At 74.1% G+C, this 13,689-nt stretch carries 10 protein-coding genes; 2 read left to right on the top strand and 8 right to left on the bottom strand.

Annotated elements, in window-relative coordinates:
- Positions 1–33 precede the first annotated feature (33 nt).
- The 3 genes from ACSURM_RS03500 to ACSURM_RS03490 form a co-directional block, all read right to left on the bottom strand.
- Positions 34–2,799, bottom strand: coding sequence for a hypothetical protein (locus tag ACSURM_RS03500; protein ID WP_436960904.1), 2,766 nt, complete (start codon positions 2,797–2,799; stop codon positions 34–36).
- Between the two features lie 217 nt (positions 2,800–3,016).
- Positions 3,017–3,430: a Zn-ribbon domain-containing OB-fold protein gene (locus tag ACSURM_RS03495; RefSeq protein ID WP_436953357.1), complete on the bottom strand. Its 414-nt coding sequence runs from the start codon at positions 3,428–3,430 to the stop codon at positions 3,017–3,019.
- 184 nt (positions 3,431–3,614) lie between these two features.
- A complete protein-coding gene (locus tag ACSURM_RS03490; RefSeq protein WP_436953355.1) occupies positions 3,615–4,349 on the bottom strand; it encodes a TetR family transcriptional regulator in 735 nt (244 codons plus the stop codon).
- Between the two features lie 179 nt (positions 4,350–4,528).
- On the opposite strand from ACSURM_RS03490, the gene ACSURM_RS03485 reads away from it, so the two are divergent.
- Entirely contained in the window at positions 4,529–5,377 is an 849-nt protein-coding gene (locus tag ACSURM_RS03485; protein ID WP_436953353.1) for a hypothetical protein, read from the top strand.
- Here the strand turns inward: ACSURM_RS03485 and ACSURM_RS03480 are convergent.
- Positions 5,322–7,772 (bottom strand): polysaccharide lyase 8 family protein, encoded by a 2,451-nt coding sequence (locus ACSURM_RS03480; RefSeq protein WP_436953351.1) that lies wholly within the window; start codon positions 7,770–7,772, stop codon positions 5,322–5,324. The two genes, ACSURM_RS03485 and ACSURM_RS03480, sit on opposite strands and share 56 nt — an antisense overlap.
- A gap of 189 nt (positions 7,773–7,961) precedes the next feature.
- Between ACSURM_RS03480 and ACSURM_RS03475 the strand changes: the two genes are divergently transcribed.
- Complete coding sequence (locus ACSURM_RS03475) at positions 7,962–8,507, top strand: flavin reductase family protein (protein WP_436953349.1); 546 nt, start codon at positions 7,962–7,964, stop codon at positions 8,505–8,507.
- A gap of 8 nt (positions 8,508–8,515) precedes the next feature.
- On the opposite strand, the gene ACSURM_RS03470 is transcribed toward ACSURM_RS03475, so the two are convergent.
- The 4 genes from ACSURM_RS03470 to ACSURM_RS03455 form a co-directional block, all read right to left on the bottom strand.
- On the bottom strand, positions 8,516–10,942 hold the full coding sequence (locus ACSURM_RS03470; RefSeq protein WP_436953347.1) for a SpoIIE family protein phosphatase: 2,427 nt from the start codon (positions 10,940–10,942) through the stop codon (positions 8,516–8,518).
- Positions 10,943–11,035: 93 nt separating this feature from the next.
- Positions 11,036–11,404 (bottom strand): hypothetical protein, encoded by a 369-nt coding sequence (locus tag ACSURM_RS03465; protein ID WP_436953345.1) that lies wholly within the window; start codon positions 11,402–11,404, stop codon positions 11,036–11,038.
- A 176-nt stretch (positions 11,405–11,580) separates the two neighbouring features.
- Entirely contained in the window at positions 11,581–12,498 is a 918-nt protein-coding gene (locus ACSURM_RS03460; protein ID WP_436953343.1) for a MurR/RpiR family transcriptional regulator, read from the bottom strand.
- Positions 12,499–13,035: 537 nt separating this feature from the next.
- On the bottom strand, positions 13,036–13,257 hold the full coding sequence (locus ACSURM_RS03455) for an IS3 family transposase (RefSeq protein WP_436953341.1): 222 nt from the start codon (positions 13,255–13,257) through the stop codon (positions 13,036–13,038).
- Positions 13,258–13,689: the final 432 nt, after the last annotated feature.

Genomic DNA, 13,689 nt, shown 5'->3' with positions numbered 1-13,689 from the left:
GGACGACGGCCACATGGGCCGTTCCCGCAGGCCCTACGACGCGTCGAGCACCGATCCCGTCGCCTCCAGGCCGCCGGTGCGCGGCTTGCCGGTCTCCGGGTCGAGCTGCCGGAACCGCACCGACTCCGTGGACTCCCGCACCGAGTCCTTGACCGTGGGCACGGTGAGGTCCGCGCTCGTGCGGCCCGCCGGGATGTCCGCCCACAGCCAGAGCCAGGCCACCTTGGACAGCGGTCGCTCGGGGTCGGGGCTCTCCCCGGTCTGGTCCCGCAGCCAGGTCGCCGGGACGTCCTTGGTGGACAGCTCCGGAGCGGTGGCCGGCGCGACCCCGAACCAGGCGGCCATGTCCACGTCCACCGGCTCCGACAGCGTCACCCGCCACTTCAGCGACTGCCCCTCGGTCACCTTCGTGGCGACCGGCGTCAGGGTCATCGTGGGCGCCGGGTCGTCGTCGCGCACGGTGAGACCGCCCCGGTAGGAGCCGACGACCGCGCCGCGGACCGCCTTGACCAGCACATCGTGGGACACGTCGCCGCCGTAGCGGGTGTTGCCCCGCACCTCGACCGGCACATCCGCTTCATGGCCGCCCGGACGCACCGTCACCAGCCGGTCCGTCGCCCGCCCGGTGACCGGGTCGATGACGTACACCCGGACCTGGCCGCTGCCGCCCCGGCCCGACACCCGCACCGGAACCCAGTAGGTGCGCGTGCCCGAGTCCCCCTCGGCCACGGTCGTCCGGCCGACGTCCACGCGCGGCAGCGCTTCCGCGCGCACCGCGGGGGTACCGGCCCGCCAGCCCCACGCGTCCATCAGCCAGGCCCGCCCGGAGGCCGAACGGGACGTCAGCTCAAGGGACTTGACCGAGCCCAGCTTCAGTCCGGCACGGCCGGCCGCCGCCAGGGGCACCCGGACCTCCCGCGCCCAGTAGGAGGCGGTCCGGTCGCTGCCGGGCAGCCCGTCCAGGGTGACCCGGCCGAGATGCGCCTTCTTGCCGGAGGTGTCGGTCAGCGACACGTCCAGCCGAGTTCCCCGGGTGTTCGGCGGTACGAACACCCGCAGGGCCAGCGCCGTCGAACCCGACAGCGACACCGGCTTCTTGAGCGTCACCCGGGCGGGGCTGCCGGCGCGCGTCCAGCGCAGCGCGACCGCCTGCCGGCCGGTCTCCCGGTCGGTCTCCCACTGGGCGAAGTGCGGCGAGGCCCCCTTGGTGTTCGCGTCCAGGCAGCTGCGGGCCGGGCTCGGGTCCACCGCGGCGCACAGCCTGCCGCCGGTCACCGACACCCCGCCGTCCGGCAGGAACCCGCCGCCCCGGCGGGCGCCCACCGCGTGGCTCAGCACCCGCGCCGGGTCCGCCGACGGCGCCCGCTTCCCGGAGCCGTCCAGCAGCGGCCGCACCCGGTCGTCCCCGGCGAGGAACAGCCGTGCGGCGGCGGCGATGTACGTGCTGCCGGCCCGGTGCTGCCGGTCGGCGGACAGCCGGGTCGCGGCCCGCTTGCCGCACACCGGGTCCGGGTGGCCCGGCTCGTCGAAGAAGTCGTCCTCGGCCGGCGCCGCGGCCTGGCCCGGCGTCCACTCCGAGTTGAAGAAGTTGTGGTTGGCGCCGATCACGTACACGGCGCTGTGCAGCGCGCTCCCGTTGCCGACCGCGCGCGTGCCGTCGACGTACACCTCGCCCTGGAGGTCGGAGACGTCGCCGTCGCAGCCCGGCAGGATGGTCACCGAGGGCACGTCCGGCACCGGGTTCTGCCCGAAGACGGTCGGGCCGATGAGGACGGTGCCCCGGACGGTCCAGCGCACCCGCCCGTGGTAGCCGTCCTGGCCGGCGGGCGGCGGGGCCAGGCTGTCCAGCGCGGCCCGGTTGACGCCCTCGCCGCCCCGGGAGTGCCCGACCAGCAGTACCTTCGACAGATCGGTGCGGGGCGCCTCACGGACCGCCTGCGGCGCCGTCCGGGGGTGTGCGGCCCAGTCGGCCCACCGGGCCAGGTGCAGCCGCACCAGCGACGACCGGGCCTGCGCGCCGCCGTCCTCGGCCGCGAAGTCCTGCCCGTTGATGCCGTTGGCGGCGATGGACACGGTCACATAGCCCTGGGAGGCGAGCAGTTTCTGGTCGCGCAGATAGCCGCGGTGGCTCGGTATCGGCTTGGTGCCCGCCTTGCAGGGCCAGTCGCCGGTGACCTCGCCGCGGCCCTTGTAGCACGTGGCGTGCCGGCCGTGCAGGAACAGCGCGACGGGCCGCTTGCCGGATGCGCCGACCGGCGCGACGACCACCGCGCGCATCTCCACCGGCTCCGCAAGGCCGGGCAGCCGGACCGAGTTCAGCGCGTACTCGCCGGTCCTGGTGCGGTAGCCGCCGGGCTTGCCCGGATCCACGGCGTTCGCCGGCAGCGGGGCGGGCGGCTGGACCGCCGGCGCGGCGCCCCGGGCTCCCCGCGTGTCCAGCCGCCGTCCGCCGGACCAGACCTCCAGCCCGCCCGGCCGCGCGGCGGGCAGGATTCCGCGCAGTTCCGTCAACCGCCGTTCGCCGAGCGGCAGTCGGAAGGTGTGGCCGTCCGCCGCCGGCCGTGGGACGCCCAACAGGCGCCCACCGGCCCGGAATTCGACCCGCGCGTCACCCATCGGCACCGGCCGGTCGGACCGCCACACCAGCTGCGGCGCCGAGCCGCCGCCGGTCAGCCGCCATCCCGGCGGCAGCGGCGTGCCGTCCCTGGCCGCCAACACCCCATCAGCACCGCTTGGTTGGGAGTCGGCGAGCGCCACCCCCGGGGATGCCCCGGCCACCGCGAGCAACGCGGCGGCCATCACCCCTATGTGCCGGGCACGGACCACTGTTCCTCCTTGAACCCCGACCTCGGACGTCCGGGCGGCCCCGGACGTCCCTTCGCCCCCGGAGGATGGAAGGCGGAGGCTGTGGGTTGCCTGTGCGCGGCGGGTGATGGATCACATCACGGGTCCGCACGGCCGGGGTCCCGCGCCGGACGGCTCGGGTCCGGCGCCGGACACTCCGCCCGTACGGCGGTCAGGTCCAGGCCCGGTACGGTTCGTCCACCAGTTGGAAGACCGGTTCGCCGCGCACCGGGTCCTGCGCGGTGGACAGCCGGACCCGGTCGCCGCTGTGGATGCCGATCGGCGGGCCCATGACCCGGCCGCGGACGACGAACCCCTCCGCCATCTCCACCAGCGACACATTGCGCGCCGCGGGGGTGTTGCGGTGCACCACGGTGGAGTGGCGGACCGTGCCGACGCCCTCGCTGCGTTCGGTGCGCAGCTCACTGCCCTGGCACACCGGACACAGCAGCCGGTGGTACATCGCGGTGCCGCACCAGGTGCAGCGCTGGAAGAGGAGGGCGTCCCGGGCGTCGGCGGCGGGGTCGAGAACACCCGTCGCGGAACCGGCCGCCGGCCCCGAGGTGCTTGCTGAGTGGTGGTACACGCTGGTCACTCCCTGCGCTCGGCCGGAAACCCGCGTGCCCGGGGCGGACCGGGCACACGTGTACACGGTCGGCGTGCCACCGTGCACGCCGTCAGGGTATGGCACTGAGTGTCAGGCGTAAAGGCACTGCGTACCCCTAAAATCAGCCGATCCGAGCCCCTAGGGGTGGGCCAGGGGGGGCAGGTCAGGGGCGGTCGAGGACCGTCTCCAGTTCCTGCACCACCCGCCACAGCGGGGCGTCCCGGCGGGAGACCAGCACCACCACGTCCCCGGCCGGTTCCGGCCCGGCGCCGGCCGGGCCGCTCCAGACGGCCGGGGCGTCCGCCGGCCGCGCGTACGTCATCTGCACATACGCCAGCGCGTGGTCCACGGCCGCGCCCGCGTCGCCCGCGCCGTCGGACCGCAGCCAGGAGCGCAGGGCGTTGTTGTGCGCGGCGACCACCGCCGCCGCGATCACATCGGCGCGCAGCGTCCCGTCGGGCCGCCCGGCGAACCGCCCGCGCAGGTACTCGGCCAGCGCCCGCTCGTAGCGCCACACCACCGACAGCTCATAGGCGCGCAGCCCCGGTACCTGGCGGGTGAGGCGGTAGCGCTGCACGGAGAAGGCCGGGTTCTCGGCGTACATCCGCAGCACCAGCCGGGCCGCGTCGCACACCCGCCGCACCGGCTCGTGCTCGGGGCCGCTCGCCGCGAGGAAGGCGGTCATGTCGGCCAGGCAGCCCTCGTGGTCGGGGAAGACCACGTCCTCCTTGGAGGGAAAGTAACGGAAGAACGAACGCCGGCCGACCCCGGCCAGGGCCACGATGTCGTCGACGGTGGTCTGTTCGAATCCGCGCTCGAGGAAGAGCCGGAAGGCCGCCGCCACCAGGGCGTCCCGGATCGGCGGCTTCGCGGCCGGCACCGCGCTGCTGGAGCTCATGGACGGGAACGTAGCACCCGGACCGCTCTCCTGGCACTCAGTGCAGCCTGTGTGCCCGCTGAGGGTACTGAGTGTCGCGCTTCCCGTGTCCGGGGGTGAGACGAAGGAGGCCGCACCCTGCGGCGTAACCTTTCTCCCGCACCCGCCGGCCCCGCACCCGCACCCCCAGGAGACCTCCCATGCCCGCCGCACGACCCCGCCTGCTGTACGTCACCGACCTGGCGTACCAGGCCCGCGGGCGCCGCTACTGCGACGAGGACATCCACCTGACCGCACGGCTGCGCGCCCACTTCGACCTGGCGCTGTGTCATCCGCTGGACGCGGTGGCCCTGATGGACGGCTTCGACGCCGTCGTGGTCCGCAACAGCGGGCCCGTCCTCGGCCACCAGCGGGAGTACGACGCCTTCCGCGCCCGGGCGCTCGCCGCCGGCACCCGGGTCTACAACCCGCTCACCGGGAAGGCGGACATGGCCGGCAAGCAGTACCTGCTCGACCTGACCGCCGCCGGGTTCCCCGTGATCCCGACCGTCGACCGCGCCGCGGACCTGCATGTGCTGCCGGCCGCCGAACGGTACGTGGTCAAGCCGAAGCTGGGCGCCGACTCCCTCGGCCTGCGGATCGTGCCCGCCGCGGAACTGGACGCGCTCGCCACCGGTGACGTCCTCATCCAGCCCTGCGTCGACTTCGCCTACGAGGTGTCCTTCTACTTCGTGGACGACGACTTCCAGTACGCCCTGTACGCCCCCGACCCCGCGCGCCGCTGGGAGCTGGAGCCGTACCCGGCCACCGCCGCCGACCTGGAGTTCGCGCGCCGGTTCATCGACTGGAACGCCCTGGGCTGCGGCATCCAGCGCGTCGACGCCTGCCGCGCGCCCGACGGCGGTCTGCTGCTGGTCGAACTGGAGGACCTCAACCCCTACTTGTCCCTCGACGTGCTGCCGGAGCGGGACCGGGACGGCTTCGTCGCCGCGTTCACGGCGTCGCTGAGCCGGTTCGCGCGCGGGGAGGCCGGCCCAGCCCGACCGTGACCCGCTGCCCGGCTCCCGCCGTGCCGGACAGGTCCCCGAACGTCAGCGTCAACTCGGCCCCGGCGGCCGAGGAGAGGAGGGTGGCCGGCGCGGACATCACCGCGGTGACCGCCCGCCGCCAGGTCACCGTCAGGCCGGTGCGCATGCGCATCGGGTCGCTCACCACGATCACCGCCGTGCCGTCGGCCCGCTCGTGGACCACCACGCAGCACGGATCGCTCGCGGTGAGCGCTCCGGCCGTGCCGCCGGACCAGAAGTTCACCCCGGTGAACCCGGCCGACGGTACCGAAACGCCCTGCTGGCGGCGGGAGTTGACGAGCACATTCAGCCACCCGGAGTCCGCCGCCCGCGCCCGGGTGGCCTCCGCCGTCGCGCCCGGCAGCAGCACATAGGCGTACGTGGCGTCCGTCGGATCGGTGCCGTGGTCGACGTAGAGGGTCTGATAGGTACGGGTCAGGACGTCCGTGGAGCCGCCCTTGTCGATCAGGCTCCAACTGCCGTCGCGGGCCTCGCGCAGCGCCCGGACCGTCGTCCCGCCGGGGAACACGTAACCACCGTGCCCGCCGAGGTGCGCCCACTTCGCCCCGGTCAGCGTCCGGTGCCACGGGGCGCCGGCGGACTCCACCGTGCCGTCCGAGGTGAACGGGGCGTCGCCCGCGGCACCGAGGTTGCGGTTGTCCACCGTCGTCTGCACGGTGGTGCCGTCGGCGCAGGTGATGCCCGCGCCGAGACACACCACCGCGTCGTCCAGGAAGAACCACGACTTCTTGGCCCGCAGCGACGACTGGAAACCCTTCAGGTACTGGCCCACCGCCGCCCGCTGCCCGTCGGTCGCCCCGCCCACCCAGCGCACGTCCGGCCTGACCGCGCCCCAGTCGCCACCCGCCCCGTCCGCCAGCACCTTCCGGGAGACCGTCGTACCCGGCAGCCGGTAGGGGTCGACGGTCGGCCAGAAGGCGTCGCCGTACTGGTCGTTGGCGAACGTGGCGCCCCACCAGTACAGCATCCCGGAGCCGGTGTGCCAGCCGCGCAGGTTCTCCCCGTCGCCCGTCTCGTAGTGACTGATCCTGTGGTCGGCCATGCTCAGCGACGCCGCCCAGCCGGGCCGGCGGTGGGTGGCCCGGGCCATGCACGGGAACAGCCGGTGCTCCGTCGGCTCGGGCACCGCCGGCACCGACGCGTCGTCCCGGACGTCCTTCAGCCGGGCCAGGTGCGGCACGGTCAGCGTCGGGTCGGCGAGCGGCGGGCTGGAGCGGTCGCGCTCCATCCAGCCCTTCACCAGCCCCCGCCAGCGGGCGTTCTCGGCTGCGCCCGCACCCTGCCCGAGCAGCGCGATCGAGGCGAGGAGCGCGTGTCCGCGCGTGTGGTCGTCGTGCTGGAGACGGGCACCGGCCGCGCGCCCCCGGCTGATCGCCCGGCCCGAGACGCCGTCCATGGCCAGCCCGTTGTACACGAACGGCGCCCAGGCCCGCTCCACCGCGTCGAACACATGCCGGCGTCCGGGATCCGTCACCTCCCAGCCGGAGCCCGCCAGCAGCGCGAACAGCAGTCCCAGCCCGCCGAGCAGCACCGAGCCGTAGGAGCCGGCGTACGGCACCGACCGGTGCTGGATGAAGGAACCGTCGGCGTAGAGACCGTCGCCGGAGGTGACGTACCGGAAGACGGGGGAGAGGGCGTCCCGGGCGAGGGCCACCTTGCCGGCGTCCGCCCCGACCACCCCGCGCAGTGCCAGCACCCGGCACAGGTCCACCCGGTTGGCGCCGGTGCTGTTCCCCGTGTAGCCGGCCACGACCGAGTCGGGCACGAAGTGGTCCACCGCGGAGAGGAAGCCGGTGCGCCGCGTGTCCGGCAGCGCGTCGTACAGCAGCACGCACAGGTCCAGCAGCGCCTGTGGGACGCCGATCTGCCAGGTGTACCAGTTGCCGTACGGGACCTGGCCGGCGTGGTAGACGTCGTCGTGGAGGTGGCCGAGCCCGGTGAGGAGCGCGTCGCGCACCCGCACGGCGCCGGTCAGGCCGGTGCCCGGCTGGCAGTAGGCCTGCGCGAGCGTGCCCAGCCGGGTGTAACTGCTGTTCAGACGGGAGGAGGCGGTGTTCGACCCGTCGTCGGTGCCCGGCTCCGGGTCCGCGTACACCAGGTCGGGCCAGAGGGAGCCGGCGGCTGGGGCCATGGTGGCGAGGTACCGGTCGGCCGTGCCGCCCAGGGCGGCGAGCCGGGACCGGAAGGGTTCGGCGGCGGGGTCGAAGCCCTCGCCGAGGATCAGGGTGCGCCACCTCGCCCGGAGCGCCGAGAACTCGTCCGACGCGGTGAACGCCCAGGTGGTGCCGAGGCCCAGCACGGCGGCGGCACCGGAACCGGCGGCCAGGAAGGAACGGCGTGACCAGCGAGACGTCATGATGGCGCTTTTAACACGCGGGTGGCCCCCTCCGGGGGCGACACGCGTCGCCCGCCGCGCCCGCGCACCGGCTCCGGTTCCGGCTCCGGCGACGATTCGGGAACGGCACGCGGGGCACACCGCCAGCAGGAACCACACCCCACCGGCCGAGCGGGCCGGAGCGGGCGGCGACGGACGGGAGCGGAGCACATGGGCGACGAGAGCGGCACGGAGTACGCGGACGGCGCGCCGGCCGGCGGTGGGCGGGTGGCGGACGCGGGGGACCTCGACGGCTTCTTCGACCGGATGGACCCCGACATGTGCGTGGTCACCGCCGTGGCGGACGGCGAGCGGGCCGGGTGCCTGGTGGGCTTCGCCTCGCAGTGCTCCATCCGGCCGCCCCGGTTCGTCGTGTGGCTGTCCAAGGCCAACCACACCTACCGCGTCGCCCGCGCCGCGCGGCACCTCGCCGTCCACCTGCTGACCCGCGACCAGCAGGACCTCGCCGAACGCTTCGGCGGCCGGACCGGCGACGAGGCGGACAAGTTCGCGGGGCTCGCCTGGCGGGAGGGGCCGGCCGGCGCCGCCGTGCTGGACGCGGTGGCGGCCTGGTTCGTCGGCACCGTCGTACACCGCGTCGACGGCGGCGACCACGTCGGCCATGTGCTCGACCCCGTCCAGTGGGGCGAGGGCCGGCCGGGACAACTGCTGCGGCTCTCCGACGCCGCCACCATCGAGGCGGGCCACCCCGCCTGAACCGGCGGCTAGGCGTCCGCCTCCGCGGGCGCCGCCGCGTCATGCAGCTCTTCCAGCGGCATCCGGATGTCCAGCACGCACACGTCGTCCCGCCGTGCGTCCGCGAGCATCGCCGCGAGCAGCGCGTCCAGCGAGCCGGACTCGCCGCAGCCGTGCGCCCGCACCGCCTCGGCCAGCCGGGCGAAGCCCGCGCCGAGGCCCTCACCGGGGCGCTCCACCAGACCGTCGGTGTACAGCAGCAGCCGGTCACCGGGTTCCAGCCGCAGCTCCAGCGATTCGTAGACGGGGGCGCCCGTCGCGCCGAGCAGTATGCCCACGGGGCGGTCGAGGAAACGCACCTCGCCCCGGCGCACCAGCAGCGGCGGCGGGTGCCCGGCCTGGGCCCAGGCCAGCACGTGCCGGTCGGGGTCGTAGCGGGCCAGGACCATGGTGGCGGTGATCTGGCCGTCACGGGAGTTCAGCAGCAGCTGGTTGAGCCGCTCCAGCGCCCCGGTGAGCGAGGAGCCGGTGCTGACCATGCCCTTCGCGGTGAACCGGAGCTGGGCCATGGTGGCCACGGAGTCGATGCCGTGGCCCGCCACGTCGCCGACCACGAACAGCGCGTCGCAGTCGGGCAGTTCGACGGCGCTGAACCAGTCACCGCCCACGTGGATGCCGGCCTGCGCGGGCAGATAGGCGACCTCGACGCGCAGCCCGGCCAGCCGCACCGGCTTGCTGGGCAGCGGCAGCAGGGCGTGCTGGAGCCGGGCCGCCAGGGCGCGCTCGGCCTGCAGGGTGCCGCGCTGGAGCAGCATCGCGCGCTCGCTCTCCACCAGCGCCAGCTCCGCGCTGCGCTGCGCGGTCAGGTCCTGGACGAAGCCGTGTACCTCGACGGGGGTGCCGTCGGGCGCCGTGACCGCCTCCGCGACCATCCGCAGATGCCGCACGCCCGCGGCCGTCTCGGTCCGGAACGGCACGTCGAGGGGGTCCCCGCGCGAGACGAGGCCGGCGATCGCCCGGGCCAGCTGCCGGGTGTCCTCCGGCCGGGCCAGGTCGGGCAGCCGCTCCAGCGGCAGCGGCGGCTGGTCGGCGCGCCGGCCGAGCACGGTGTAGGTCTGCGCGGCCCAGGCGATCTCGCCGGTGAGCAGGTTCCAGTTCGCCCAGCCGAGGTTGCCCAGCCGCTGCACATCGGCCAGCCGCTGCTCCTGCCGGTCCTCCGGGTCGTAGCGCAGCCAGGTCACCACCAGGCCCTCGTCCAGCGGCGCCGCCCGCACCGTGTAGGTGGCGGTCACCGGCGCCGGGACGGCCGCGTCCTGGTAGGCGAACGGCTCGCTCTCGTACGGCACCCCTGTCTCCAGCGCCCGCAGACATCCCTGCCACAGGGGAGCGCCCGCGACCGCCGGGTAGTTGTCCAGGAGGTGCTTGCCGACGAGGTCCCGGCCGGTCCGGCCGAACACGTCGGTCGCCTCCGGGGTGGCGGCGGCGATCCGGTAGTCCGTCACCTCGCCGGAGGCCGCGCGCAGCGGGGTCAGCAGCACCGCTTGGCCCGGCAGCGCGTCGAACACCGTCTGCGCGGTCCGCGAGACGTCCCCGGCCCCGGTGTCGCGCGGGCCGTCGAAGGCGCGCAGCCGGCCCGCGCACAGCCGCGCCACGGCCCGCAGCAGCTCCCGCTCGCGCGGCGTGAACGGCGCGTCGCGCCGGCGCAGCACCCCGAGGGCGACGCGCGCGGTGCCGCCCTCGGGCACGGGCAGCCAGGCCCGGGTCGGCCACCGTTCCGGCGGCCCGATGAGCAGGTGGCGCGTGCGGTCCTCGGCGGGACGTTCCAGCCAGCGCGGCCGCCCGGACCGCAGCACCTCCAGCGCGGGCAGGCCGGGCAGCGGCGGGACGTGCCGCCACTGGGCGGCGAGGGCCGCCCCGACACCGGCGTGGCCGATCAGGGCGAGCCCGTCCTCGGGCAGCCGTTCGTACAGCAGCACCGCGTCGGCGGCCACCTCGGGCGCCAGCCGGTCCAGCAGACAGCCGGCCAGCTCGTGCGGCGAACCGACCCGGACCAGGGCCCGGCCGAGGACTTCCAGCACCTCCGCGGCATCCCCGGTACTCCCGGGCACGCTCTCCCCGGCACCGGCACCGGCACCGGCGGACGCGGGCGGGGGTGGGGGCGCCGGGCGGTCGGGCCGCTCATGGGGCGGCGGCAGCGCGCCGAGGGTGAGCCAGCACTGTTCGACGAGCGAGCGGTGGCCTTCCTCGGCCCGCCGGAGGAGTTCCTCGTGCGCTGCGTCCGGCGCGCAGCCGGTGACGGCCATCAGCACGCCCTTGGCCCGCTCCAGGACGGCCGTGGTGGCGGCCAGGTCCCGCAGCCGTTCCAGCTCGGCGCGCAGCCGGGTCACGACCTCGGCCGGTGCCGCCGGCTCCGGACCGGTGGCGGGGTCGCCCGGAAGCAGAGGCTCGCTCGTCACGCGATGAGCATCGCACACCCGGACCGGTCGGATCACTCGTCTGCCGGGCCCCGGTTCCGGCGACTGTCGTATGAGCCGTTCGCGAGGCCGGGGTCAGCGGGCGGCCAGGGCCGCGCTGACCGCGCGGACGCCGCGCGCGATGTGCTGGAGCTGGAGTACCTCGGCGGCGTACAGCTTGATCGTGTGTTCGATTACCGATTCGGGCAGTCCGAGCACCGGCAGCTCCGTCCGTGCCGTCTGCAGCGCGGTCCGGGCGACCCGGATCTCCTGCCCCACCTGGATCTGCGCGTGCCGGGCGAGCAGGACCGGGTGCCGGATGAGTGCCGGGTAGCCGGCGTAGCGCGCCGGGACCAGTTCGCGCAGCCACTTGACCGCCGAGCGCTCCCAGTCGTAGCTGCCCGGCGTCTTGACCTGGCAGGGCCAGTCTGGGCTGATGCGCGTGCTGGTCAGGGGCATGATCATCGCTTCCGGTGGGCGGCGTCCGGAGGGCAGTATTTATATATGCCAAGTGCTTTGCAAGCCGTATGAAAACATTCATGCGGCTTATGCGGTGGATCGTCCTCGTCCCGGAGGTCGATGACCGCGAGATCTTCACGACTGCCCGGCCCGGGCGGAAGGAACGGCCGTTCGCCCGCCGGTCAGTCCCTGAGGAAGAACTGATGCTGCTCCGACAACTGCTCGTACGTCTCCAGCCGGGCCTGGGTGCGCTCCGGATCGGCGTCCGTCATGGCCTGGAGCAGCGCCGCCGCCAGCACCCCGGGCGCCGCATAGGAGTCGAACACCAGCCGCGAACCGGTGCCGGTGGCGAAGGTGACGTCCGCCTCGTCGGCCAGCGGCCCCAGCGCCAGGTCCGTGACCAGGGCTACCTTCAGGCCGGCGGCCCGCGCCACCCGGACGGCTTGCAGCGTCTCCTGGGAGTGCCGGGGCATCGCGAAGGCCAGCACCCAGTCGCCGCCCGCCTCACGGGCCTGCGACAGCGCGTCGAAGGCCACGCTGCCGCCGCGGGTCACCAGCCGCACGTCCGGGTGGATTCGGCGGGCGGCGTAGCCGAAGTACTCGGCGAGGGATGCCGAGATGCGCAGCCCCAGCACGGTCAGCGGGGTGGAGCGGGACAGTTCGCGGCCGACCCGGATGACCCGGTCGGGGTCGGCGAGGTCGCGCCGCAGGTTCTCCAGGTTCGTGATCTCGGCGTCCACGGCCGCCTGGAGTTCATTGGCCCGGTCCTCCTCGCCGGGCCCGCCCGCGAGGCCGCTCAGCGCGATCGACTGGAGCCGTTCCCGCAGCGCGGGATAGCCGCTGAAGCCGACGGCGGCGGCGAAGCGGGTGACGGAGGGCTGGCTGACCCCGACCCGGTCGGCCAGTTCGGTGATCGACAGGAAGGCGGCCTCGGTGAGGTGCTCGATCAGGTACTGGGCGATCCGCCGCTGCCCCGGCGACAGGCGCGGCCCGTCGAACAGTTCCCGCAGCCGGGAGGTCGGGGCGGCCTCGGCGCCGGGGGCGATCCGGCCCGACGTGATCGCTGACGCCTGCGCGCGTGCCTGCTGCGGGGAGGGCATGGGGTCGGCCTCCTTTGTCTGCCCGATCACTCAACATAGCTCACCGGGCCTGGTGACCAGGGGCTGAGGCGGGGCAGCACGGGGGAGGGGGGAACCTCCGGCGGCGGCGCGCATCGACACTCCACCACCGCCGAGGCGCCTCGTGTTACGGACTCCAGCACGAAACGACACCACCACAGCGCCACCTGGCGCCAGGGTGACTCCAAGGTGCGGCAGGGCCGACGGATCCAAAGACGCCACCGCACGTCGGACAGGCTTCGATGGGCACGGCAACATGAATGAGCCACGAGCTGCAGTGGCGGGAAAGGCCAATGAAGTACGCCACGGCCGTCTGGGGCGACGGCGGGTCCGTGGACCACAGTGTCTACCTGGCCGAGTTGTCATGACTGCGCGCCCGCCTGCCCCTGGGTGCCCGGCCATTCGCCACCGACCCGGGCCACTACGACATCGCGGGTGCCTCCCGTTGCGTGAAGGGCCTCGAACTGGCCGGGGGCTCACCTCGCCACTGAGGTTCCCTCGCAGTGCGGGAGTGGCTTACTAGCTGGTCGGAGCGGGTTGACATGGTTTCAGCTTCACTGGTTTCGCCAATGCGTGGTTGGCGTAGTGCTTCTCCTCGTACTCGATCGGGCTGAGGCGGCCGAGCCGTTTCCGGATGCGGCGGGGGTTGTGGAAGCCGTCGATGTACTCGAAGACCGTGAGGTTCGCTTCGGCCCTGGTGGCGAAGACACGGCCGCGGATGCACCCGGTCTCGACGACCATCCACAGGTTCTCCGCAAGGGCATACCCCAGCGAGGTGAGGACCAGGTCCGCGTCCGCGCGGGCGGAGGTCTCTCCCAGGCCACGACGCCGTTCGCACGGATCGGTCTCCGCCCGGCGTAGGAGGTAGCAGGTGGAGAGGGGATGGAAAGGTCCCGGAGTACGGGCTCGACTCCCAGACGCGGGTGCTCCTGGACGAGCGCCGTCACCTGGGCCGGGTCGGGTCGAGCTGGGCGGCGAAAAAGGCCGAGGCCGTCCGCAGGACTTCATTCACGCGCTTGAGCTGGGCGTTCTCTTTGCGAAGGGTGGCAAGCTCCTCGCGCTCGGCGGTGCTGAGGATGTCGCCTCGCTCGCCGGCATCGACCTCGGCCTGACGGGTCCGGTTACGCAGGGCCTAGTGGTGCACGCCGAGTTCCTTGGCCATGGAGAACGGTC

It is taken from the genome of Streptomyces sp. SudanB182_2057, from assembly GCF_964272715.1.
Taxonomy (GTDB): Bacteria; Actinomycetota; Actinomycetes; order Streptomycetales; family Streptomycetaceae; genus Streptomyces; species Streptomyces rubradiris.
Note: the sequence above shows the minus strand (reverse complement) of the source record. Positions and strands in the feature narration are given on the sequence as shown.